This is a genomic window from Gemmobacter fulvus (assembly GCF_018798885.1).
Taxonomy (GTDB): domain Bacteria; phylum Pseudomonadota; class Alphaproteobacteria; order Rhodobacterales; family Rhodobacteraceae; genus Gemmobacter; species Gemmobacter fulvus.
Map to the genome: position 1 here is coordinate 60,694 of NZ_CP076362.1, position 23,748 is coordinate 84,441.

Here is a 23,748-nt window from a genome sequence, read left to right on the forward strand (position 1 = left end):
TCCGATATACAATATCAATTTGCTTCCCGTTCCGATCTGCGCAGATTAAAGCGGAATGCGGGGGAACAGGGGGGAAACGCGATGGCCTTGAAAGCTGTGGATGTATCCAAGACGGTTTCGGCGGGTGGCATCGTGTTCGAGGCCCTGCGCCGCGCCATCATCGAGGGCGAGTTGAAAGACGGCGATCCGCTGCGGCAGGATGAAATCGCCCGCCTGTTCAACACCAGCCGCATCCCGGTGCGCGAAGCCATCACTATGCTGGAACAGCAGGGGCTGGTGAAAACCCAGCGCTACAAGGGCGCGGTGGTTCTGGGCCTGTCAATGACGGATGCCGCCGAGATTTTCGATTTCCGATGTCTGGTCGAGGCGCATGTGATGCGCATGGCGGTGCCACGCATGACGCCTGCGGTGATCGAAGAGGCCCGCGCGATCTGCGCAGCCTTTTCGGCGGCGGATGATCCGATGCAATGGGGCGATCTGAACCGCGCCTTTCATGCCACGCTCTACCGCTCCAGCGCCCTGCCCTTCCATCTGGCGACGCTCGACAATGCGATGGACCGGCTGGACCGCTATCTGCGCGCGCAGCTGTTGCTGACCGAAGGCCATGGCCGCGCCAATGCCGAGCATCTGGGGATTCTGGCGGCCTGCGCCAAAGGCGATGCCGAGTCAGCGGCGGTGCTGACGGTGGCGCATATCCGCGGTGCCCATGCCTCGCTGCGTGAACACCTGTCGCGCATCAAGGCGCAGTTCAGCAGCCCGCCGCAACCATAAGGCTTTACGGCTGTGGATCGGCGGACAGCCCGTCAAAGATCGTCGGGTCCAGATCCTGCCAGAAGGCAAAGATCGCCCGCGCATTGAGCGAGCTGGCCCAGCCGAAACGGCGAAAATCCTCGCGGTCCAGTTCGTCTTCGATGCTCGACAGGAACAAACGTTTGTCGGCATCGCGCTGCGTCGGGTTTCGCCGCGAAACCGCCTGCTCCACCGCATCGAAGCGCCGCCTGCGCGCATCGCGTTCGGCGAGCCGCTGGGTAAGCGCGGCATCCGCCTCGGCTTCGGCCTGACGGCGCGCCACCACACCGGCAACCAGCGCCGGATCGACAGGCGCGGCCACCGCCTTGCCTGCCGGGCCATAGCCCTTGGCCAGCGCATCGCGCAGATAGCCCGCCGTATTGCGCACCCGGCCCTGCCCCGCGACGTAAGACAGCTTTTCGGCCACCACCGCCTCGCCATGTTCGGCCAGCCATTGCCGCGCCAGCCGGTCTGACACGCCCTGCCCGATCAGCCGCGCATAGACCGCCGTTTCGCGCACATCATCATCGCCCTTGATGTCGAACATTGCCAGTTGCGGGTTTTCTTCGATCAGAAACCGGATCTCCGACACCGCCCGGCCCATGCGGCGCAACTCCGGCGTCAGCCGGATGTTCGAGGTGCGGTTCACCTCTTCGACCGCCGGTTTGATGATCTTGGCATTCAACTGCTTGAACACCTCGTAATAGGCGCTGTCCTCCACCCCCATCAGCCGACGAAAGGTCTCGATTGGCCACCACCCGGTCGATCCGGTGCGGATGAAGCGATAGCAGTTTTCATAAAGCGCCAGCCCGTGCCCCGAGGTGAAACGCCGCTGGATGTTCAGATTGATCAGCGCATAGACTTTGGGGTCATAGAGCTTTTCCGCCAGCGCGGGCGAATAGGCATATTCGCAGATGCCGCCCTTCAGCTTGGCATAGGACAGCAGCGCCGACACGCCCCATTCCTGCCGCCCCTTGTCATCCAGCATGTCCCATTCGGCCACGGTTTCAGCCAGGCCGCGCAGCGCGTCGCGCAGCGTGTCCATATCGTTGGAATTATAGCCGATCATCAAGGACAGCGTGCGCGCGTCGATTTGGTGGCGGGTCGCGGTCAACAGCGTGTCATAGGCATTCAGCAGCAGCACATTCGACAGTTTGCGCTGCAACAGCGTCAGCTTGCCCGAGACATGGATCGCCGCCACATTCTTTTTCACCGAGCCACGCCGCATCGCGCCGGTGAAGCGCGGATCGGTGCTGAAATCTATATCCGGGCTGGGCGAATCTGCACGGGCCAAGGGGCTCTCCATTTTGTGGCAGTATCGGCAAAAAGGTATCCGGTTGCAACACGCGCAAAGGTGCCTGAATACAGGATGGCCGCCGCACCGTATCCGGGCACCTTACGCCATAGAGCGCCCGTGTTGCGCGAGGCGCGCAGGCGGCGCACGCTGCATTCACGAATCGCGCGGACGAAATTTGTCGAATCGCGGCAGTTATCCACCGTTATCTGTGGATAAGCCGCCCCTGAAACCGGGTTCCCGTCCTCCCGAAGCCGGGAACCGCTCTGCCTGACTCTGGGCACCGCTTGTCCTGCAAACGGGTACCCATGATACCGTAGGCAGATACCTGTGGCGAGATTTCTCTTTTGTACTCAATGGGATCGCATACCCAAACATCTTAAAGATTCTCAAAGACTCAAAACAGATTTGCTGTGCCTGACCGGCTGATTTTCAAGGGAAAAAGGCAGCCTTTGCCCGATCTGAAACCCGGTTTCGCCACGAAACCCTATATTCATCGAGCGGTTTTGACTTTTCAGAGGGATGTGCGATAGAATGGCAGACAAGCCCCAAAGAAGCGCACATTGAGCAGGAACCCGCACATGAGCCGCAAACCAGATTCGGCGCTGCCGCCCTATTTCAACATTGATCCGGCCCGCGCCGCAAGCAAACTGGGCGATACCGTCACCACCGAGCGTTTCGCCAAGGCCGCGGCCTTTTGCGGCCGCGGCCGCGACGATCTGGCCAAGCGCGGGTATTCCCCGGATGGCCGCAAGCATCTGCGGCGCTTTTCGATGTGGGAGGTCACGCGTTATCTGCTGCCCGTCGCCTCGGCCCATCTGCGCCGCGTGCTGAAATCGCATCCCGAATTGCCGCAGGGCGAAGGCGATGCCAATTCCCGCAGCTTCACGCTGGAAGAGGTGCTGGCCCTGCGCGACTATTTCGACCGTGAAGGATCGGCGGCCAAGGAATACCGCCCGTGGCGCCCCGAAGGCCTGCCCGCCAAGATCTGCGCCGTGACCAATTTCAAGGGCGGTTCGGGCAAGACCACCACCTGCGCGCATCTGGCGATGGCGGCGGCGCTGGATGGCTATCGGGTGCTGGTGCTGGATCTCGACAGTCAGGCCTCGATGACCTCGCTGCTTGGGGGGCAGGTGCAGGATGAATGGCAGACGGTGTTCCCGCTGATCGCGCGCGATTACGCCCGCGCCGTGACGGCGGAAAACGAGCTGCGGGCGGCGCGCGGCGAAACTGCCCTGCCGCTGGACGAAACCCTGACCGAGGCGCTGACGGTTTCGTCGCGAAACCTGATCCAGAAAACCCATTGGCCGAATATCGACCTGATCGGCGCGCAATTGAACCTCTATTGGGCGGAATTCCAGATTCCGGTCTGGCGCATGGGGCTGAAAACCTGGGCGCTCTGGGATGCGCTGCGCAACTTCCTGACCGAAGACGGCTTGCTGGACGAATATGACATCGTGTTTCTCGATACGCCGCCGGCCTTGGGTTATCTGACCATCAACTCCTTGGCGGCGGCGGATATTCTGCTGGTGCCACTGGGCGCGTCCTTCCTTGAGTTTGATTCGACCGGGCGCTTCTTCGACATGCTCTATTCCACCTTTGCGTCGATCGAGGATGGCGAAAACGCGCAGCGGCGCATTGCGGGCCTGCCCGAGATGCGCTTTGAATGGGATGTGGTGCGCGCCATCATCACCCGGTTCGACGCCAATCAGCAAACCGATCTGGCCAATGTCATCCAAGCCTATTTTGGTGATTTCATGACCGCCTACCGGCAGGAATTCACCGCGCTGGTCGGGCAGGCGGGCGAGCAGATCAATGGCATCTACGAGGCCGATTATCGCGAATTCAACCGCGACACCTATCTGCGGGGCCGCGATGCGTTTGATCGCACCTATGCCGAATTCAAGGAGCTGCTGCTGGGCACCTGGTGGCGCGATGATCAGGAACGGAAGGCGGTGTGACCATGGCAAAACGACGCAAGCTTGAAGCCCCGTCGCCCGAGGCCTTGGCCGAAATCGCGGCGGAACTGTCGCGCGCCCCGGCGCAGTCGCGCAGCCATGCCGCGCCGATTGCGCAGGTTGCCGCCGAAGTGGCCGCCGCCCGCCCGGCCACCGATCACGCCACGCAACTGGCGCGGCTGCGCGAAGGCGCGGATGCCGAGGCCTGGCGCGCCGCAGATGCGCAGGGCCGGGTGCTGCGCATGTTGCCGATTGCGTCGGTTGATCTGGACCATGTGGTTCGGGATCGCTTTGTGTCAGAGCCGGAGGCGATGGCCGAACTGAAGGCCTCGCTCAGCGCCTCTGGGCAGCGGCTGCCGGTCGAGGTGGTGGCTCTGGAGGGCGGGCGTTATGGCTTGATCTCGGGCTGGCGGCGCATCACCGCGCTGGCCGAACTGGCCGCCGAAACCGGGCAGGCGGCCGAGGTTCTGGCGCTGGTGCGGAGCGGGCGCGAGGCGGCGAGTGTCTATGCCAGCATGGTCGAGGAGAACGAGATCCGCGCCGCGCTGTCGCCCTATGAACGCGGCCGTATTGCGGCGGTGGCGGCGGGGCAGGGGGCCTTTGCCGCGATTGACGAGGCGGTCGAGGTGATCTTTGCGGCGGCGTCAAAGGCCAAACGCTCCAAGATCCGCGGCTTCGCGCTGGTGCATGAGGTTCTGGGCGATCTGCTCGCCTTTCCGGCGGCGATCAGTGAAAAGCAGGGTCTGTTGCTGGCGCAGGCGTTGCGCGATGGGCAGGCAGACCGGCTGCGCGCCGCCTTGGCCGAAACGGCCGCAAGCCCCGAGGCCGAATGGGCGCGGCTGGCCGCCGCCATGGCCCCGCCCAAGGCCGAGCCGCAAAAGGGCGGGCGTCCACGCAAACTGCCGCCGCTGGTCCGCGAAAGCCTGCCTTCGGGGGGCGCGCTGGAATTCGGCTGGTCTGCCGAAGGGCTGGTGATCAAGGCGCAGGGGGTGAATCTGCCGCGCGCCGATTTTGACCGGATGATCGCCGAGTTGCGCCGGTTGGGCCGGGCAGAGTAACGGTCAGACCGAGGGAGGCGGTGTCTGGCGCAGCACATCGCGCAGGCGGTGCAGGATCTGCGTCACCCCGGCAATCTCTTCGCCGGGCAGATCAAGGCAGGCCGCGATACATTCGGGAATCGCCGCAGCCCGTATCGCCAAGGCCTTGCCACTGTCGGTCAGTTGCACCATCACCCGGCGCTCATCCTCGGCCATGCGGGTGCGCGACACCAGCCCCAGCGCCTCCATGCGTTTCAGCAGCGGTGACAGGGTGTTGGTATCCAGCATCAGTTCTTCACCCAAGGCACCCACACCCCGCCCATCGTCGCGGCTAAGCGCCAGCAACACTAGATATTGTGGATAGGTCAGCCCCAGCGGCTCAAGGATCGGCTGGTAAAACCGGGTAAAGGCGTGGCTCGCGGCATAGAGGTTGAAGCACAGCAGCGCCTGCGGATCGGGGGCTTGGGTCATGGCATCGGCCTTTTGTGGCACCGGGACACCAGATTATATCGCAGCCGACACAACCGCAAGCGATGCAGAAATCCTTCAAGATCAAAATTTCAAGCTTGAAATTAATTCGACTCGGTGTCAGCCTGTCTGAAACGCGCCGCAGAGCATGTTGGGAGGATATACCATGAAGGTTCTTTGTCTCGGTGGCGGCCCTGCGGGGTTGTATTTCGCAATCTCGATGAAACTGCGCGATGCCACGCATCAGGTGACGGTGCTGGAACGCAACCGCGCGAATGACACCTTCGGCTGGGGGGTGGTGCTGTCGGATGACGCGCTGGGGCGGATGCAGAAAAACGATCCGGTCAGCACCGAGGCGATCCGCGCGCAATTCGCCTATTGGGACGATATCGCCGTGGTGCATGATGGCGTGCGCACGGTGTCGGGCGGCCATGGCTTTGCCGGGATCGGGCGCAAGGCGATGCTGGTGCTGTTGCAGGCCCGCGCGCGGGAACTGGGTGTGGATCTACAATTCGAGACCGAGTTCAAATCGGTCGACGACTATCGCCGCGATTATGAGCTGGTTGTGGCCACCGATGGCATCAACAGCCTTGTGCGCCGCGATTACAGTGACGTGTTCCGCCCCGACATTGATCTGCGCAAATGCAAATTCGTCTGGCTGGGCACGCATCAGAAATTCGACGATGCCTTCACCTTCATCTTCGAGAAAACCGAGCATGGCTGGGTCTGGGCGCATGTCTATCAATTCGATGACAAGACCGCGACCTTCATCGTGGAATGTCTGCCCGAAACCTGGGATCGCTGGGGTTTCGAAGCAATGTCGAAGGAGGAAACCGTCGAGACCTGCCGCAAGATCTTTGAACGTCATCTGGGCGGGCATGATCTGATGTCGAACGCGGCGCATCTGCGCGGCTCGGCGGTGTGGATGCAGTTCCCGCGGGTGATCTGCGACACATGGTATCACGACAACATCGTGCTGATGGGCGATGCGGCGGCGACGGGGCATTTTTCCATCGGTTCCGGCACGCGGCTGGCCTTCGACAGCGCGATTGCGCTGGCCGAATATCTGCACAGCGAACCGACGATGCAGGCGGCATTCCAGCGCTATCAGGACGAACGCCGGGTCGAGGTGCTGCGCCTGCAATCGGCGGCGCGCAACAGTCTGGAATGGTTTGAACAGGTTGAACGCTACCTCGACATGCCGCCGGAACAATTCGCCTATTCGCTGCTGACACGCAGCCAGCGCATCAGCCATGAAAACCTGCGCCTGCGCGATCCGGCATGGCTGCGCAAGGCCGAGGACTGGTTTCAGGCGCAGGCGGGCGGGCAGGCGGGGCGGGCCCCGATGTTCGCGCCGTTCCAGCTGCGCGGGATGCGGCTGGAAAACCGCGTCGTCGTCTCGCCGATGGCGCAATACAAGGCGGTGGATGGCATCCCCGGCGATTGGCATTTCGTGCATTATGCCGAACGCGCCAAGGGCGGGGCAGGGCTGATCTATACCGAGATGACCTGTGTGTCGCCCGAGGGGCGCATCACCCCCGGCTGTCCCGGCCTTTATGCGCCCGAACACGAGGCGGGCTGGCGGCGGCTGGTCGAGTTCGTGCATGCCGAAACGCAGGCGAAGCTCTGCTGCCAGATCGGCCATTCCGGCCGCAAGGGGTCGACGCAGCTTGGCTGGCAAAAGATGGATGCGCCGCTCGACAGCGGCAACTGGCCGCTGCTGAGCGCATCAGACATCGCCTGGCAGCCGGGCAATGCGGTGCCCAAGGCGATGGACCGCGCCGATATGGATGCGGTGACAGCGCAATTCGTGGCCGCCACCGAAATGGCGGCGCGGGCGGGCTTTGACATGGTGGAACTGCATGCCGCGCATGGCTATCTGATCTCCAGCTTCATCAGCCCGCTGTCGAACACGCGCAGCGATGCCTATGGCGGCAGCCTGAGCAACCGGATGCGCTATCCGCTGGAGGTATTTGCGGCGATGCGGGCGGTCTGGCCCGCCGACAAGCCGATGTCGGTGCGGATTTCGGCAACCGACTGGCGTGACGATGCGGGCGTGACCCCGGCAGATGCGGTGGAGATTGCGCGCCTGTTCCGGGCCGCCGGGGCGGATATCATCGACGTGTCGGCGGGGCAGACCTCGACAGAGGCGCGCCCGGTCTATGGCCGCATGTTCCAGACCCCGTTCAGTGACCGGATCCGCAACGAGGCGGGCATTGCCACCATGGCCGTCGGCAATATCTTCGAGGCCGATCACGTCAATTCGATCCTGATGGCCGGGCGCGCAGATCTGGTCTGCCTCGCGCGGCCCCATCTGGCCGATCCCTATTGGACGCTGCATGCTGCCTTGCAGATGGGCGATACCGCAACCGCCTGGCCGCTGCCCTATCTGCCGGGCCGGGATCAGGCGCTGCGCCTGCAAAAACCGGCAGAGGTGATCCGGGCATGACAGTTGCGGGCAAGCGGGTTCTGATCACTGGCGGCGGGTCCGGTCTTGGCGCGGATCTGGCGCGCGGCTTTGTGGCCGCTGGGGCCGAAGTGGTGATTGCCGGGCGCAGGCAGGCCCCGTTGCAAGAGGTGGCGGCGCGCGTCGGCGCGCGGGCGGTGGTGGCCGATGTGACGGACGAGGCCTCGGTTGCCGCGATGTTTGCGGCGGCAGGCCGCTGTGACATCGTGATCGCCAATGCCGGGGCCGCCGAGAGCGCACCCTTTGGCAAGACCACTCTGGCGCAATGGAACGCGCTGCTGGCCGTCAACCTGACCGGGGTGTTTCTGACCTTCCGCGACGGGCTGGCGCAGATGTCGGGCTGGGGGCGGCTGATTGCCGTGGCCTCCACCGCCGGGTTGAAAGGCTATGCCTATGTCGCGCCCTATGCGGCGGCCAAACATGGCGTGGTCGGCCTGACGCGCAGCCTTGCGCAAGAGGTGGCCAAACGGCCCGTCACCGTCAACGCGCTGTGCCCCGGGTTTCTGGACACCGAGATGACCGATCGTTCGATTGCCACCATCAGTGCCAAAACCGGCATGGATGCGGCGGCGGCGCGGGCGGCGCTGGCCGGGCAAAGCCCGCAAAACCGGCTGATCCAGCCCGCCGAAGTGACGGCGGCGGCACTTTTCCTGTGTGGGGCAGGGGCGGAAGGCATTAACGGTCAGGCCATCGCCATCGCCGGAGGAGAGCCATGACCGATTTTGACAAGACCGATCCGCTGTCGAAGCGCCGCCTGAAAACCTGGATCCGGCTGTTGGGTGTCACCCGCAGCGCCGAAAACCACCTGCGCGAATTCCTGCGCCTGAACCACGATACCACCCTGCCGCGGTTCGATGTGATGGCCGCGCTGTGGCGACGGCGCGAAGGCGTGACGATGAGCGAGCTGAGCCGGATGCTGCTGGTGTCGAACGGCAATGCCACGGCGGTGATGGACCGGCTGGAAAAGGACGGTCTGGCCAAGCGCACCCAAAGCGCCACCGACCGCCGCACCATCCATGTGGCGCTGACCGAAGAGGGGCTGCGCCAGTTCGAGGGGCTGGCCGCCGATCACGAACGCGAGGTGAACCGGGTGTTCGGGGCACTGACCGAGGCGGATCTGGATGCGCTGACCGACATCCTGAAACGTGCTGCCGGAAAAGGAGACAGCGCATGACCACACTGGCCGGGCTGACCCCCCGACATTTCCTGTGGCAGGTGGAGGACCGCATCGCCACGATCCGGCTCAACCACCCCGACCGCAAGAATCCGCTGACCTTCGACAGCTATGCCGAGCTGCGCGATACCTTCCGCGCGCTGGTCTATGCCGAGGATGTGGACGTGGTGATCTTTGCCTCCCATGGCGGCAATTTCTGTTCGGGCGGCGATGTGCATGACATCATCGGGCCGCTGGTGGGCATGGACATGAAAGGCCTCTTGGCCTTCACCCGGATGACCGGCGATCTGGTCAAGGCGATGATCGGCTGCGGCAAACCGATCATTGCGGCGGTCGAGGGCGTCTGCGTCGGCGCAGGCGCGATCATCGCCATGGCGAGTGACCTGCGTCTGGCCACGCCCGAGGCGAAATGCGCCTTTCTGTTCACCCGCGTCGGCCTTGCGGGTTGCGACATGGGCGCCTGTGCCATGTTGCCGCGCCTGATCGGGCAGGGCCGCGCGGCAGAGCTGCTGTATACCGGGCGGGTGATGGGCGCCGCAGAGGGCGAGCGCTGGGGCTTCTGGAACGCGCTGCACGATGCCGAGACGCTGGAGACCGAGGCGGTGAAACTGGCGCACCGGCTGGCGGCAGGCCCGGTTTTTGCGCATGGCATCACCAAGACCCAGCTCAATCAGGAATGGAACATGGGGCTGGAACAGGCGATCGAGGCCGAGGCGCAGGCGCAGGCGATCTGCATGCAGACCCGCGACTTTGAACGCGCCTATCACGCCTTTGTCGCCAAGGAAAAACCGCTGTTCCGCGGGGATTGAACGCCGGGGGCTGCGCGCCCCCGGACCCCCGCGGGATATTTTCGCCAAGATGAAAGACAGGATATGGCAGATCGCAGCTTTCTGGACTGGCCGTTTTTCGAGCCCCGGCACCGCAGCCTGAAGGCGGCGCTGGAGGCATGGTGCGGCACGCATCTGCCGGTGGATCATGGCGATGCCGATGCGGCCTGCCGCGATCTGGTGGCAGGGCTGGGGGCGGCGGGCTGGTTGCAGCACAGTGCAGCGGGGGAGGGCGAGGTGCTGGATGTGCGCAGCCTGTGCCTGATCCGCGAGACGCTGGCGCGGCACGATGGTCTGGCCGATTTTGCCTTTGCCATGCAGGGGCTTGGCATGGGGGCGGTATCGCTGTTCGGCACGCCTGCGCAGCGCGGCTGGCTGGAGCGGACGCGGAGTGGTGGGGCGATTGCTGGCTTTGCGCTGACCGAACCGGGGGCCGGATCGGATGTGGCGCAGACGGCGACCACGGCCGAGCGGGTGCCGGGTGGCTATCGGTTGACCGGCGAGAAGACCTATATTTCCAACGGCGGCATTGCCGATGTCTATGTGATCTTTGCCCGCACCGGCGAGGGGCCGGGGGCCAAGGGCCTTTCGGCCTTTCTGTTGCCGGCCGATGCGCCGGGGCTGGAGGTGGTGGCGCGGATCGCGGTGATCGCGCCGCATCCGCTGGCGCATCTGCGGCTCGACGGGGTGATCCTGCCGGACAGCGCGCGGATCGGGGCGCCAGGGGCGGGGTTCAAGATCGCCATGTCGGTGCTGGATGTGTTCCGCGCCACCGTGGGGGCGGCGGCGCTGGGGTTTGCGCGCCGCGCATTGGACGAGGCGTTGGTTCGGGTGCAGCGGTCGCGTGTGGGTGGTGGCTGTCTGGCCGATCATCAGATGGTGCAGGGCCATCTGGCCGATATGGCGCTGGAGATCGATGCGGCGGCGCTGCTGGTCTATCGCGCCGCCTGGACCAAGGACCAAGGCGCGGCGCGGGTCAGCCGCGAGGCCGCGATGGCCAAGCTTTACGCCACCGAGGCGGCGCAGCGGGTGATCGACACCGCGCTGCAACTGCATGGCGGCGACGGGGTGCGCCACGGCTTTGCGGTGGAAAGCCTGTATCGGGAAATCCGCGCGCTGCGCATCTATGAAGGTGCGAGCGATGTGCAAAAGCTGGTCATTGCGCGGAATGTGCTGGCAGAACCGGGAGGGATCGGATGACACAATCATTGCAGGGCGGCATCACGCGGGCGGTGGAAGGGCTGGAGGGGATCGAATGGAATATCCTTGGCCAGCGCTATTTCCCCAAGGCCGATTGCGGGTCGAGTTTCGCCTTTGAAACCAACAGCGAGGCGGGCCAGTTCGTGCCGGTGCATGTGCATCCGACGCAGGATGAATTCATCCTGGTGCAGGAGGGCGAGCTTCATGTGAAGCTGGATGGCGTCTGGTCGGTGGCCAAGGCCGGTGATCTGGTGCGGATGCCGCGCGGGGTGCCGCATGGCTATTTCAACAAATCCGACAAGCCGGCACGGGCGCTGTTCTGGGTTTCGCCCGCCGGGCAGTTGCGCGCGCTGTTCGAACAGCTGCACAACATGACGGATATTCCGGCGGTGATTGCCACCTCGGCCCGGCATGAGGTGGATTTCCTGCCGCCCGAGGCGAATGACTGATGTTGTATGCGCGCGAAATTCCGGTCGAATTCAACCACTGCGACCCGGCGGGCATCGTGTTTTACCCCCGCTATTTCGAGATGACCAATTCGGTTGTCGAGAATTTCTTTGCCGATGTTCTGCGCTATCCCTTTGCGCGGATCACGATGGAGGAACATGCGGGTGTGCCGACGGTGCGGATCGAGGCCGATTTTCGCGCGCCTTCGCGGCTGGGGGACCGGCTGGCCTTCACGCTGGAGGTGAAGCGGATCGGGCGGACCAGCGTTGCGGTGCAGATCCGGGCGGCGGTCGGGGCGCAAACCCGGATGGAGGTCGATCTGACGCTGGTCTGGATCACACCTGAAGGGCAGGCCGCGGTCTGGCCCGATCCGATCCGGCAGCGGCTGACAGAATTCAAGGAGGCAGAGGCATGACACATGAGGTGCTGCACCCGAAAGGGTGGAAGGCGACGCCGGGCTATTCCAATGGCATCGCCGCCACGGGCCGGATGGTGTTCACCGGCGGCATGATCGGCTGGAATGCCGATCAGGAATTCGAGACGGATGATTTCGTGGGCCAGGTGGAGGCGGCGCTGCGCGGCATCATCGCCGTGCTGGCCGAGGCCGGGGCCGGGCCGGAGCATCTGGTGCGGCTGACCTGGTATGTGACCAGCAAGGCCGAATACCTGGACAATCTGAAAGACCTGGGCCGCGTCTACAAGGCGGTGATCGGCAAGCATTATCCGGCCATGGCCCTGATGCAGGTGGTGGCGCTGGTCGAGGACCGGGCCAAGGTTGAAATCGAAGCGACCGCCGTCATCCCGTAAGCGGGGCGGCTGCACGCCATTCCGGGGCACAGGGCACGTCAGAGGCCCGGCCCCGCTGACATCCTCCAGACAGGGAGACCGAAGATGAGAGGCCATCCGCTCGGCCCGTCGGCCCATACCGACACGTTCACGCGCGACAACCTTCCGCCCGCCGATCTGTGGCCCGAGCTGCGGCTGGAGGGGTTTGCCTACCCGGACCGGCTCAATGCGGCGGTGGAGCTGACCGACCGCATGGTGGCGGCGGGGCATGGCGACCGCCCGGCGCTGATCGGCAACGGGCGGATGCGCACCTACAAGGAGCTGACCGACTGGACCAACCGCATCGCCCATGCGCTGATCGAGGATTACGGCGTCAAGCCCGGCAACCGGGTGCTGATCCGCAGCGCCAACAATCCGGCGATGGTGGCCTGCTGGCTGGCGGCAACCAAGGCGGGGGCGGTGGTGGTGAACACCATGCCGATGCTGCGGGCGGGCGAATTGGCCAAGATCATCGACAAGGCCGAAATCAGCCATGCGCTCTGTGACACGCGGCTGATGGACGAGCTGGCGCTGGCGGCCAAGGACAGCGGCTTTCTGAAAACCGTGGTCGGCTTTGACGGCACCGCCAATCACGATGCCGAACTGGACCGGGCGGCGCTGTCAAAGCCGGTGCAATTGCAGGCGGTTCAGACCGGGCGGGATGATGTGGCGCTGCTCGGCTTCACTTCGGGCACGACGGGAGAGCCGAAGGCCACGATGCACTTTCACCGCGACATCCTGATCATCGCGGATGCCTATGCCAAGGAAGTGTTGGATGTGCAGCCCGAGGATGTGTTTGTCGGCTCGCCGCCCTTGGCCTTCACCTTCGGGCTGGGGGGGCTTGCGGTGTTTCCCTTGCGCTTTGGGGCCTCGGCGGCGCTGCTGGAAAATGCCTCGCCCCCCAATATGATCGAGATCATCCAGAAATACCGCGCGACCGTCTGTTTCACCGCGCCGACCGCGTATCGTGTGATGTTGCGCGCGATGGAGGAAGGCGCGGATCTGAGCAGTCTGCGCGCGGCGGTTTCGGCGGGCGAAACCCTGCCGGGGCCGGTCTATGACGAATGGATCGCCAAGACCGGCAAGCCGATGCTTGATGGCATCGGATCGACGGAACTGCTGCATATCTTCCTGTCCAACCGCTTTGGCGACAGCCACCCCGCCTGCACCGGGCGGCCGCTGACGGGGTATGAGGCGCGCGTCATCGGGCCGGACGGGGCCGAATTGCCGCGCGGGCAGACGGGCCGTCTGGCGGTGCGCGGGCCGGTGGGGTGCCGTTACCTGAACGCACCGGAAAAGCAGCGCGATTACGTCAAGGATGGCTGGAACCTGACCGGCGACAGTTTCTGGCAGGATGAGGCGGGCTATTTCCACTTTGCCGCCCGCACCGATGGCATCATCCTGTCGGCAGGTTACAACATCGCCGGGCCAGAGGTGGAGGCGGCGCTGCTGGCCCATGCCGATGTGCTGGAATGCGCGGTCGTGGGCGCGCCCGATGCCGAGCGCGGCCAGATCGTCGAGGCGCATGTGGTGCTGCGCGCGGGCTGCGTGGGCGATGCCGCCATGGCCAAGGCCTTGCAGGATCACGTCAAATCGGTGATCGCCCCGTTCAAATATCCGCGCCGGGTGGTGTTCACCGCAGCACTGCCCAAGACCGAAAGCGGCAAGATACAGCGATTCCGCCTGCTTGAGGGGCGGAGCTGACGGTTGGGCTTGGCAAGGCCCGCAAAAACGCAAGACTGAACAAGAACCAACAGGGAGCCAACAGGATGAAACTGAAAACCGGATTGATGGGCACGATTGCGGCGCTGGCGCTTGGCCTCGGCATGGCGCAGGCCGAAGGGGTGAAGGTCGGCATGATCACCACCCTGTCGGGTGGCGGCGCGGGTCTGGGTGTGGATACGCGCGACGGCTTTCTGCTGGCGCTGAAACAGGCGGGCGATGCCGCGAAGGGGATCGAGCTGATCATCGAGGATGACCAGCAGAAACCCGATATCGCGGTGCAGATCGCCGACAAGATGATCCAGTCCGATCAGGTTGATGTGCTGACCGGGATCGTCTGGTCCAACCTCGCCATGGCGGTGGTGCCAGCAGCGGTGGGGCAGGGCAAGTTCTACCTGTCGACCAATGCCGCGCCTTCGGCGCTGGCCGGGGCGGGCTGCAATCCGCAGTATTTCTCGGTCTCGTATCAGAATGACAACCTGCACGAGGCGGCAGGGGCCTATGCCAGCGGCGCGGGCATCGACAAGACCTTCATCATGGCCCCCAACTATCCGGCAGGGCAGGATTCGCTGGCGGGCTTCAAGCGCTTCTACACCGGCGAGGTGGTGAACGAGGTCTATACCCAGGTCGGTCAGACCGATTACGCGGCAGAAATCGCTCAGATCCGCGCTTCGGATGCGGATGCGGTGTTTTTCTTCCTGCCGGGCGGCATGGGCATCGCCTTCATGAAACAATATGCGGAATCGGGTGTGGGCAAGCCGGTGATCGGCCCGGCCTTCAGCTTCAGCCAGGACATTCTGCCCGCCGTGGGCGATGCCGCCCTGGGCGTGAAGAACACCGCGCAATGGGCCAAGGATCTGGACAACGCCGCCAACAAGGCCTTTGTCGAAGGGTTTCAGGCCGAATATGACCGTCTGCCCTCGCTTTATGCCGCACAGGCCTATGACACGGCGAACCTGCTGATCTCGGCCAGTGCCAAGGCCGATGTGGGCGATACCGAGGCCTTCCGCGCCGCCCTCGCCGCCGCCGATTTTGCCAGCGTGCGCGGCAAGTTCCGCTTTGGCCCGAACCAGCACCCGATCCAGGACATCTATGTCCGCGAAGTGGTGAAAGAGGGTGATGTGCTGACCAACAAGATCATCGGCACCGCGATGACCGACCGGGGCGATGCCTACGCCGATCAGTGCAAGATGTGATCCCTGGTGGGGCCGGGGCATCCCCGGCCCGCCTTCCCCGAGCATGAGGAAAGGAAGCGCGTGATGCTTCTGGCGGAACAGGCCCTGAACGGCCTGCAATACGGGATGATGCTGTTTCTGATGGCGGCGGGCCTGACGCTGGTGTTCGGTGTCATGGGGCTGATCAATCTGGCGCATGGCTCGCTTTACATGATCGGGGCCTTTGCCTGCGCCTGGGTGGCGGCGGCGACCGGCTCGTTCTGGCTGGGGCTGGTGGCGAGCCTCGCGGCGGCGGCGGCGGCCGGCGCGCTGGTGGAAATGGTGGTGATCCGAAGGCTTTATGCCCGAGACCATCTGGATCAGGTGCTGGCGACCTTTGCGCTGATCCTGGTGTTTTCCGAAGGCACGCGCTGGGTGTTCGGCTCGTTCCCGCTGTATCTGACCCTGCCGCCGCTGCTGTCGGGGGCGATCACCTTGCCCGGCGGGTTGCAGTATCCGCTGTTCCGGCTGGTCATCATCGGCGTTGGTGCGGCGGTTGCGATCGGGCTGTGGCTGCTGATCACCCGCACGCGGCTTGGAATCCGCATCCGCGCGGGCGAGGCTGACCGCGAAATGATCGGCGCGCTTGGTGTCGATATTGCCAAGCTCTACACCATCGTCTTTGCCCTTGGCGCGGCGCTGGCCGGGCTGGCGGGGGCGCTGGTCGGCGCGATCCAGTCGGTGCAGGTGGGCATGGGCGAGCCGGTGCTGATCCTCGCCTTTGTCGTGATCGTCATTGGCGGTATCGGCTCGATCAAGGGCGCGCTGGTGGGGGCGCTGCTGGTCGGGCTGACCGATACGCTGGGCAAGGCGCTGCTGCCGGGGCTGTTTGCGCAGGTGATGGCACCGTCCAGCGCCAATACCGTCGGCGCGTCGGTCGCCTCGATGCTGATCTATATCCTGATGGCGGTGGTGCTGATCTGGCGGCCACAGGGGCTTTACGGGGCAAGGGGCTGATCCATGAACCGCGACACGATCCTGAACATCACCATTTTCGGCGCGCTGGTTGCCACGGCGCTGCTGGCGCATGTGGCGGGGCAGGGCTTTACCGTCACGCTGGCCACCAAGGCCGCGATCTTTGCGCTGGCGGGGGTGGGGCTGAACCTCGCGCTTGGCTATGGCGGCCTTGTGTCCTTTGGCCATGCCGCCTTCTTTGGCATCGGCGGTTATGTGACCGGCATCTTTGCTAGCCATGCCGCCGCAGGCACCCCGGTGCTGACATTGCCCTTCACCGTGATGGGCAGCACCGACATGCTGGGCATCTGGCCGGTGGCGATGGCGGCGGCCGGCCTTGCGGCGCTGGCAATCGGCGCGCTGTCGCTGCGCACCAGCGGGGTCTATTTCATCATGGTCACGCTGGCCTTCGCGCAGATGCTCTATTACTTCGCGATCAGCTGGCCGCGTTATGGTGGCGAAGACGGGCTGAGCTTTTACACCCGCAACAACTTTCCCGGCCTCAATCCGTTTTCGCCACTGCATTACTTTGCCATCTGCGCCACGCTGCTGGGGTTGGCGCTGATCTTCACCGCCGTGGTGACGCAAAGCCGCTTTGGCCTTGCGCTGCAAGCGGCGCGACAGAACAGCCAGCGCACCGTGGCCGTGGGCATCCGTCCCTATGCGATCCGGCTGACCGCCTTTGTGCTGTCGGGCATGATCGTCGGGCTGGCGGGCGCGCTTTATGCCGATCTCAACCGCTTTGTCAGCCCGGCGATGCTGTCCTGGCACATGTCGGGCGAGATCATGGTGTTCGTGATCCTCGGCGGGGTGGGGCGGCTGTGCGGGCCGGTGGCCGGGGCCGCGATCTTTATCCTGTTGGAACATCTGCTGGGCGGGATCAGCGATTACTGGCAGGCGCTGCTCGGGCTGCTGCTGCTGGGGATCGTGCTGTTCGCGCCCGGCGGCGTGCTGGGGCTGCTGAGCCGGAGGGGCCGTCATGTCTGAACCCGTGTTGCAAATCCAGGGTCTGCGCAAGGCTTATGGCGCGCTGACCGTCACCGATGATGTCAGCCTCGATCTGCGGCCGGGCGAGATTCATGCGCTGATCGGGCCGAACGGCGCAGGCAAATCCACGCTGATCAAACAGATCGTCGGCGAGGTGCGGCCCGATGCTGGCACCATCCGGTTCGAGGGCCAGCAGATCGACCGGCTGGATACGGCCGCCCGCGCCCGTCTGGGTCTGGCGCGCAGCTTTCAGGTGTCGTCGATCATCCCCGATTTCACCGTGCTGCAAAATGTGGTGCTGGCGGTGGCCGGGGCCAGTGGCCATGTGTTCCGCTTTCATCTGCCGGTGCTGCGCGACCGCAACCTGACGGAACCCGCGATGTTCCACATCGGGCAGGCGGGGTTGCAGGGGCGGCAGCAGACGCGGGCGGCGGAACTGTCGCATGGCGAGCGGCGCAAGCTGGAAATCGCGATGGCGCTGGCACTGCGCCCGCGCGCCTTTCTGCTTGATGAGCCGATGGCGGGCATGGGGCTGGAGGGCGGCAAGCAGCTGACCGCGATCCTGTCGGATCTGCGGACCGAAGCGCCGATCCTGCTGGTGGAACATGACATGGACGCGGTGTTCGCGCTGGCCGACCGCATTTCGGTGCTGGTCTATGGCAAGATCATCGCCAGCGGCAGCGTGGCCGAGATCCGCGCCAACCCGCAGGTGCGCCGGTCCTATCTGGGAGAAGACGCATGACGCGGCTGTTGGAGATCGAGGGGCTGACGGCGGGCTATGGCCCGGTGCAGGCGCTGTTCGGCATCTCGATGACGCTGGACGAAGGCGAGGTGGTGGCGCTGATGGGCCGCAACGGCATGGGCAAGACCACGACCATCCGCTGCATCAGCCGCTTGTTGCCCCATTCCGGCGGCAGTCTGCGGGTGGCGGGGCAGGATGTGGCGGCGCTGTCGGCCCCGCGCGTGGCCCGGCTGGGGGTGGGGCTGGTGCCCGAGGGGCGGCGCTGTTTCGCGCCGCTGACCGTGGCCGAAAACCTGACCGTCGCGGCGCGTCCCGGCGCATGGGATATGGCGCGGGTCTGCGCGCTGTTCCCGCGTTTGCAGGAACGCATGGGGCAGGTGTCGCGCACCCTGTCGGGGGGCGAGCAACAGATGCTGGCCATCGGTCGTGCGTTGATGACCAATCCGCGCCTGCTGATCCTCGATGAGGCCACCGAAGGGCTGGCCCCGGTGGTGCGGCAAGAGATCTGGGCCGGGGTGCGGCAGCTGAAGGCCGAGGGCCTGTCGATCCTGCTGGTCGACAAATCGCTGAAGGAAATCGCCTCGGTCGCAGACCGCGCCGTCATCGTGGAACGCGGCAGCACGGTCTGGCAGGGTCAGATCGCGGCACTTGGCCCCGATCTGACCGACCGGTATCTGGGCGTCTGATCCTGCCGGGCCTCAGGGGGCCAGCAGGATCTGCTGGCTGAGGCGGGTTTTGGCGAAATCGGAAATCAGGATGTCCAGCACCACTTCCCACGGGCCGGGGCCGGGCAGGGTGACGGGCGGGCTGCGCCATTGGCCATCCGGCTGGGCGGTGGCATGGGTTTCAATCGGGCCAAGGCCGCGCGCGGCATCAGTGAAGCGCAGCCGCACCTCCAGCGGAGTCAAGGAATTGAAATCGCCATCGGCAAAGCCGAGCGTGACAGTGTTGCGGCCCGCGCGCCCGGGCGACAGCTCCAGATCCGCCATGGCGGCAGTGCCGTGCAGATGCACGCTGACCGGAACCACGGCGGCGGCGATGCGCGGCGGCGGGGTCAGCCGGAAGGCCGAGGCCAGCGCCAGAATGGCGACGCACAGCACAAGTTCCGCCGTGATGCTGCGGCGCAGCCGGGCGGGCGCATCGGGTGCGGCACTGCTGAGCGCCGGGGTCAGCGCCACGCGGTTCCAGAGGGCAAGGCCGAGCAACAGCCCGACCAGCGCCAGCTTTGCCGCAAGGATCTGGCCCCAGCCACTGACCAGAAGCGCCGCCACCGACCCGGCTTGCAGCACTGTCAGTGCCGCGCCGCTGCCGATCAGCAGGATGACCATCGGCACCGCCAGCGCCGAAAACCGCCGCAACCTTGCGGTGGCATCTGTTGCGCGCAGCCCGGCCAGCAGCGGCGGCAGCGCGCCCAGCCAATAGATCAGCGCCACGCCATGCAGCGCCAGAACCGGGCCTGAAAACCAGCGCGGCGGTGCCTCGGCGGCATGGCCCGAAGCCGCGAAAGACAGCGCGGCAAGCGCCCAGGCCAGCAGCGCCAGTGCCTTGCCGCGCGTGACCAGCGCCACCAGCCCAAGGGCGGCGGCCAGCGCGGCCAGCGCGATGCTGCGCGCCACCGGGGCGGCGACGGCGGCCTGCCAGGGCGCGGCCTCCAGCAACCGGGACAGCGGCAGGCCCAGCATGTCCAGCCCATGCAGCCCCAGCGCCAGCCCGGCGGCGGGCAGCGCCAGCCCGGCTGCGACGATGCCCAGCCGCCGGGTGCCAGAGGCCAGCGGTGCGACCACCCGGTCAAACACCCCGGCGCCCACGCTGATCACCAGCAGCAGCGTCAGCGCAAACCGCCCCGCCGCCGCCCAAGCCGCCGATGCGCCCTCGGGGGCCGCAGCCGCATCGCTGCGCGACGGCGCGCCCACGGCAAACACCAGCACCCGGCCATCGGATGCCCATCGGTCGAGGCGACGCGCCAGCTCAGCAGGTAACTGCCCGCCCCGGCCTCGGTCGGGACCACAACCAGATCATTGCCGCGCAGGCTGGCTTCGGCATCGACCTCGCGGCCATCGGGCAAGATCCAGCGCAGCACCAGCGGGGCCACGGGTTCGCTGAAGGTCAGGGTCACGCTGTCGGGCAGCGCCGCGATCACCGCCTCGGCGGTGGGCAGGCTTTTCTGAAGCTGGGCATGGGCATGGGCAACAGGTGCGATGAACAGCAGCACCAGCAGCAGCAAAGAGGACAGGATACGCATGGGATCACTTTTGTCTGGCGGATCCCCGCCCGGAGCGGCTGCACCGGGCGGGGCCGAACGAAGGCAGGCGGGGCGCAGACGCCTCCGCGCCCCGCCTGCCTTCAATACGAAACATCAATGTGCGTGGGTGGCTTCGATCAGCTTCAGCCCGGGGGCCGGGCCTTCCAGATCATCGGGGTTCTGGCCTTCGGCGGGAATCTCGATCCAGCGTTCCGCGCCATTGGCACATTCCTGCACGGTCGGGAAATAGACGGTGGAGCCGACCGCCAGATCCTCGGTCAGTTTGCCGCGGAAGGTGAATTCGTCGTAGTGATCGTTCGACAATTCGCCGGTCCAGACCAGTTCCTTCACGCCTTCGGTCATCGGCGTGCCGTAGTAATCATAGGTCTTGGCATAAGCGCCCTTGACGATTTCCACCGTCCAGCCCGGCTTCGGCATCGGTTTCACCGCGATCACGCCTTCGGGGATCTGGATGCGCACTTTCAGCGTCGGCTCGGTGCCGCAGCCATGGCCGATGCGCATCACACCCTTGTAGGTGGAAGAGGCTGGGGCTTCCTGTTTTTCCAGTGTGGCATGGGCCGAGGCGACCGAGGCGGCAGCAGCAAGAACGGAGGTGAGGACAAGAGTTTTCAGCATGAGGCAAATCCTTTGCTCAGGGGTGGGAAAGAGGAGCAGCCCGACGACCTGAATGGGCCGTGCGGTGCAGCGATTTGGGATCAGGGACGGGCAGGGGACTGCGCGGCAGCGGGCCGTTGCGGGTTACACCCGCAGATCACTGCCCACAGATTGCAGGCAGATCAGGCCAACGGGGGCGCACGCCCGCCAAGCGCCGGGTCGCGGGGCGCACGGGCGGCATGGGTCTGGGCGGGAATCAGGATCGTGGCGGCAATGACGCGCTCCACCGCCACCGGGCACAGCACCGGCTCGGCCAGAACGGCGGCCCCCACCAGACGACAGGCATCGCAGCCGCCGGGCATCTGATGCGTCTTGCCGCTGTCATTGCAGATGTCGGCCAGATCGCCGCCCGCCATCACAAAGCTGGCCAGCGCGGTATCCTGTGCGGCAGGCATCTTGTGCGCAAAGCCCGACATCAGCACCGCAATGCCCAGAACCAGCGTCAGGAGGATTCCGGTCAGGTATTGGCGGGACGGCATGCGCATGGGCAAAAGTGTAGCAAGTCACGCCGCCGTGAAAAAGCCCTTTGTTGCCGCCTGCGGCAGCTTGACACCCGACCGGCGGTCGGTGTCGCAAGAAATTTCTGTGCAAAACCTTGATTTCATGTAATTTGGTAACGTGACCATCGAAATGGGATGAAAGATTACCAAAATGATGGAATTCAATACGTTAGATGCAAGAACCCTGCGCGAACAGATTGAAATGGGCCAGATCTGGTCCGCCTGGATCGACGCCGAGGATCAGAAACGCCACAGCTTTCGGGGCTCGTTGCGCTGGGAACAGCGCAGCGGCCGCGACTATCTCTATAGCCGCAAACGCGCTGTGGTGAAATCCCTTGGTCCCCGGTCCGAGGCGACAGAGCAGATCTTTGCCGCCTTTCACGCCGGCAAGGCGGCCAATGCCGCGCGCCTGTCCAGCCTTGCGACCGAGATGGAGCAGCAGGCCGCCATCCTGCGTGCGCTGGGGGCGGGGCGGCTGCCGGTGATGGCCGCGCGCACGCTGCGCAGCCTGCGCGTTCAGGGCCGCCATGTCGCCGTGCGGGTGATCGGCACCACCGCGCTTTATGCCTACGAGGCGCTGGCCGGGCTGCGCTTCAACGCCGCCAGCACCGCCACGGGCGACATCGACATTCTGGTGGACGACCGCAACAAGCTGCGGCTTCTGGCCGAGGACGATCAGGAAATCGGCCTGATCCGGTTGATTCAGGACAGTGTCGACAAGACCTTCCTGCCGCGCGGCGCGCGTGATTTCCGGCTGACCAATGACAAGGGTTACATGATCGAATTCGTGCGGCCAGAGCCGAAGCCGGTGTTCCGCAAGATGCCCGGGGCCGATCCGCTGGTGGCGGGGGATGTGGAGCCTGCGCCGGTGATCGGGCTGCAATGGCTGGTCCATGCCCCGGCGGTCGAGGTGGTGGTGCTGGACGAACGCGGTTTTCCCGCGCCGATGCGCTGCCCCGATCCGCGGCACTGGATGGCGCACAAGCTCTGGCTTGCGGGACGCGAGGACCGCGACCCGGCGAAAAAGCTGCGCGACCGCGAACAGGCGGCGGTGATGCTGCGCGTGCTGCGCCAGCACCTGCCACAATTTCCGCTGGATGCCGCCTTCCTGCGCGGTCTGCCCGGCGATCTGCGGCGGGCCCTTGCGGCAGACGATCCCCCCGCCCGCAGCACGCCGCAGTGGTAGCCGGTTATTGGGCGGCAGATTCCTGGGCGGCAGTCTGGCGCAGACGCAGATCTGCCTCGCCCGCCTGCACCGCCGTCACCGCGATGGCGGCCAGAACATCCTCGGGCGTGCAGCCGCGCGACAGGTCATTGGCCGGGCGGGCCAACCCTTGCAGGATCGGGCCGATGGCCGACAGCCCGCCCAGCCGCTGCGCGATCTTGTAGCCGATATTGCCCGAGGCGAGATCGGGGAACACAAACACATTGGGCCGCCCCGACAGACGGCTGTCCGGCGCCTTGCGCAGGCGGATTTCATCATCCAGCGCGGCGTCGAACTGAATCTCACCGTCGATCTCCAACTCCGGCTCTGCCGCGCGCACCAGCGCCAGCGCCTCGCGGATGCGGGTCAGGCTGGCATGTTCCGCCGACCCGGCGGTGGAAAAGGACAACAGCGCCACGCGCGGCGTGTCGCGCAGCAGCGCGCGGGCCGAGGCGGCAGAGGCGCGGGCAATCGCCGCCAGTTCCTGCGCATCGGGGGCGACGACCAGCCCGCAATCGGCAAAGATCATGCCGCCCTTGATGCGGGTCTCCGGGCCACAGGACAGCATCAGGAAAAAGCTGGAGACGGTCGCAATGCCGGGCGCGCGCCCGATGAATTGCAGCGCGGCGCGCACCGTATCGGCGGTGGTCGCCACCGCGCCGCCCACCGTGCCATCGGCCAGCCCCAGCCGCACCCGCAGGGCCGCCTGCACCAGCGGATCGGCGGCCAGCGTGCGCGCCTGTTCGGCGCTGACGCCCTTGGGGCTGCGCAGCCGGTGACATTCGGCGGCCAGCAGATCCAGATCGGCGGCATGGGCCGGGTCGATCACACTTATCCCCTCTGCCTCTGTCCCCAGATCGGCGGCGATGCGGGCGGGATCGCCCAGCAGGGTGATGCGTGCCAGCCCCTGCGCCGTGGCCTGCACGGCGGCGGCCTGAATCCGCGCATCATGGCCTTCGGGCAGCAGGATATGGCGGGGTTCGGCGCGGGCGGTGGCGAAGATCTGGTCCAGCGGTTTCATT

Annotated in this window: 25 protein-coding genes; 18 read left to right on the top strand and 7 right to left on the bottom strand. The window is 65.5% G+C overall.

Annotated elements, in window-relative coordinates:
- Window positions 1-81: 81 nt before the first annotated feature.
- Complete coding sequence (locus KM031_RS16645; RefSeq protein ID WP_215505383.1) at window positions 82-771, top strand: GntR family transcriptional regulator; 690 nt, start codon at window positions 82-84, stop codon at window positions 769-771.
- Between the two features lie 4 nt (window positions 772-775).
- Here KM031_RS16645 and KM031_RS16650 read toward each other — a convergent pair whose 3' ends face one another.
- A complete protein-coding gene (locus KM031_RS16650; RefSeq protein ID WP_246567091.1) occupies window positions 776-2,017 on the bottom strand; it encodes a replication initiation protein in 1,242 nt (413 codons plus the stop codon).
- A gap of 647 nt (window positions 2,018-2,664) precedes the next feature.
- On the opposite strand from KM031_RS16650, the gene KM031_RS16655 reads away from it, so the two are divergent.
- Both KM031_RS16655 and KM031_RS16660 read left to right on the top strand, forming a co-directional pair.
- Window positions 2,665-4,044, top strand: a complete 1,380-nt coding sequence (locus KM031_RS16655) for an AAA family ATPase (protein ID WP_215505381.1) — start codon at window positions 2,665-2,667, stop codon at window positions 4,042-4,044.
- 2 nt (window positions 4,045-4,046) lie between these two features.
- Complete coding sequence (locus KM031_RS16660) at window positions 4,047-5,099, top strand: ParB/RepB/Spo0J family partition protein (protein ID WP_215505380.1); 1,053 nt, start codon at window positions 4,047-4,049, stop codon at window positions 5,097-5,099.
- Between the two features lie 3 nt (window positions 5,100-5,102).
- Here KM031_RS16660 and KM031_RS16665 read toward each other — a convergent pair whose 3' ends face one another.
- On the bottom strand, window positions 5,103-5,549 hold the full coding sequence (locus KM031_RS16665; RefSeq protein ID WP_215505379.1) for a MarR family winged helix-turn-helix transcriptional regulator: 447 nt from the start codon (window positions 5,547-5,549) through the stop codon (window positions 5,103-5,105).
- A 163-nt stretch (window positions 5,550-5,712) separates the two neighbouring features.
- Here KM031_RS16665 and KM031_RS16670 point away from each other — a divergent pair, with 163 nt between their 5' ends.
- From KM031_RS16670 to KM031_RS16735, 14 genes are all read left to right on the top strand, one after another.
- Entirely contained in the window at window positions 5,713-7,995 is a 2,283-nt protein-coding gene (locus KM031_RS16670) for a bifunctional salicylyl-CoA 5-hydroxylase/oxidoreductase (protein WP_215505378.1), read from the top strand.
- A complete protein-coding gene (locus tag KM031_RS16675; RefSeq protein ID WP_215505377.1) occupies window positions 7,992-8,729 on the top strand; it encodes an SDR family NAD(P)-dependent oxidoreductase in 738 nt (245 codons plus the stop codon). The genes KM031_RS16670 and KM031_RS16675 overlap by 4 nt, the downstream gene beginning before the upstream one ends.
- Entirely contained in the window at window positions 8,726-9,187 is a 462-nt protein-coding gene (locus tag KM031_RS16680; RefSeq protein WP_215505376.1) for a MarR family winged helix-turn-helix transcriptional regulator, read from the top strand. Before KM031_RS16675 ends, KM031_RS16680 begins: the two co-directional genes overlap by 4 nt.
- Window positions 9,184-9,996: an enoyl-CoA hydratase family protein gene (locus KM031_RS16685; RefSeq protein WP_215505375.1), complete on the top strand. Its 813-nt coding sequence runs from the start codon at window positions 9,184-9,186 to the stop codon at window positions 9,994-9,996. Before KM031_RS16680 ends, KM031_RS16685 begins: the two co-directional genes overlap by 4 nt.
- 63 nt (window positions 9,997-10,059) lie before the next feature.
- Window positions 10,060-11,214 carry an acyl-CoA dehydrogenase family protein gene (locus KM031_RS16690; RefSeq protein WP_215505374.1) on the top strand — a complete coding sequence of 385 codons (1,155 nt, stop codon included), beginning with the start codon at window positions 10,060-10,062 and terminating at the stop codon, window positions 11,212-11,214.
- On the top strand, window positions 11,211-11,663 hold the full coding sequence (locus KM031_RS16695; protein WP_215505373.1) for a cupin domain-containing protein: 453 nt from the start codon (window positions 11,211-11,213) through the stop codon (window positions 11,661-11,663). The genes KM031_RS16690 and KM031_RS16695 overlap by 4 nt, the downstream gene beginning before the upstream one ends.
- The gene (locus tag KM031_RS16700) at window positions 11,663-12,076 is read left to right on the top strand and encodes an acyl-CoA thioesterase (RefSeq protein WP_215505372.1); all 414 of its coding nucleotides are present in this window, start codon (window positions 11,663-11,665) and stop codon (window positions 12,074-12,076) included. Before KM031_RS16695 ends, KM031_RS16700 begins: the two co-directional genes overlap by 1 nt.
- On the top strand, window positions 12,073-12,468 hold the full coding sequence (locus KM031_RS16705; protein ID WP_215505371.1) for a RidA family protein: 396 nt from the start codon (window positions 12,073-12,075) through the stop codon (window positions 12,466-12,468). The genes KM031_RS16700 and KM031_RS16705 overlap by 4 nt, the downstream gene beginning before the upstream one ends.
- Window positions 12,469-12,552: 84 nt before the next feature.
- Complete coding sequence (locus KM031_RS16710; RefSeq protein WP_215505370.1) at window positions 12,553-14,190, top strand: AMP-binding protein; 1,638 nt, start codon at window positions 12,553-12,555, stop codon at window positions 14,188-14,190.
- A 65-nt stretch (window positions 14,191-14,255) separates the two neighbouring features.
- Window positions 14,256-15,404 (top strand): ABC transporter substrate-binding protein, encoded by a 1,149-nt coding sequence (locus KM031_RS16715; protein WP_215505369.1) that lies wholly within the window; start codon window positions 14,256-14,258, stop codon window positions 15,402-15,404.
- 63 nt (window positions 15,405-15,467) lie between these two features.
- Complete coding sequence (locus KM031_RS16720; RefSeq protein ID WP_215505368.1) at window positions 15,468-16,379, top strand: branched-chain amino acid ABC transporter permease; 912 nt, start codon at window positions 15,468-15,470, stop codon at window positions 16,377-16,379.
- 3 nt (window positions 16,380-16,382) lie between these two features.
- The gene (locus KM031_RS16725; RefSeq protein WP_215505367.1) at window positions 16,383-17,363 is read left to right on the top strand and encodes a branched-chain amino acid ABC transporter permease; all 981 of its coding nucleotides are present in this window, start codon (window positions 16,383-16,385) and stop codon (window positions 17,361-17,363) included.
- Complete coding sequence (locus KM031_RS16730) at window positions 17,356-18,105, top strand: ABC transporter ATP-binding protein (protein WP_215505366.1); 750 nt, start codon at window positions 17,356-17,358, stop codon at window positions 18,103-18,105. The genes KM031_RS16725 and KM031_RS16730 overlap by 8 nt, the downstream gene beginning before the upstream one ends.
- Window positions 18,102-18,791, top strand: coding sequence for an ABC transporter ATP-binding protein (locus tag KM031_RS16735; RefSeq protein WP_215505365.1), 690 nt, complete (start codon window positions 18,102-18,104; stop codon window positions 18,789-18,791). The genes KM031_RS16730 and KM031_RS16735 overlap by 4 nt, the downstream gene beginning before the upstream one ends.
- A gap of 12 nt (window positions 18,792-18,803) precedes the next feature.
- Here the strand turns inward: KM031_RS16735 and KM031_RS16740 are convergent, their stop codons facing one another.
- The 4 genes from KM031_RS16740 to KM031_RS16755 form a co-directional block, all read right to left on the bottom strand.
- A complete protein-coding gene (locus KM031_RS16740; RefSeq protein WP_215505364.1) occupies window positions 18,804-20,033 on the bottom strand; it encodes a CopD family protein in 1,230 nt (409 codons plus the stop codon).
- Window positions 19,934-20,347 (bottom strand): copper resistance CopC family protein, encoded by a 414-nt coding sequence (locus tag KM031_RS16745; RefSeq protein WP_215505363.1) that lies wholly within the window; start codon window positions 20,345-20,347, stop codon window positions 19,934-19,936. The genes KM031_RS16740 and KM031_RS16745 overlap by 100 nt, the downstream gene beginning before the upstream one ends.
- A gap of 114 nt (window positions 20,348-20,461) precedes the next feature.
- Window positions 20,462-20,983 (bottom strand): YcnI family copper-binding membrane protein, encoded by a 522-nt coding sequence (locus KM031_RS16750; RefSeq protein WP_215505362.1) that lies wholly within the window; start codon window positions 20,981-20,983, stop codon window positions 20,462-20,464.
- A gap of 161 nt (window positions 20,984-21,144) precedes the next feature.
- A complete protein-coding gene (locus KM031_RS16755; protein WP_215505361.1) occupies window positions 21,145-21,507 on the bottom strand; it encodes a hypothetical protein in 363 nt (120 codons plus the stop codon).
- 166 nt (window positions 21,508-21,673) lie between these two features.
- Between KM031_RS16755 and KM031_RS16760 the strand changes: the two genes are divergently transcribed.
- On the top strand, window positions 21,674-22,708 hold the full coding sequence (locus KM031_RS16760; RefSeq protein WP_215505360.1) for a GSU2403 family nucleotidyltransferase fold protein: 1,035 nt from the start codon (window positions 21,674-21,676) through the stop codon (window positions 22,706-22,708).
- A 4-nt stretch (window positions 22,709-22,712) separates the two neighbouring features.
- On the opposite strand, the gene pta is transcribed toward KM031_RS16760, so the two are convergent.
- Window positions 22,713-23,747: a phosphate acetyltransferase gene (gene pta, locus KM031_RS16765; protein ID WP_215505359.1), complete on the bottom strand. Its 1,035-nt coding sequence runs from the start codon at window positions 23,745-23,747 to the stop codon at window positions 22,713-22,715.
- Between the last annotated feature and the right edge of the window lies 1 nt (window position 23,748).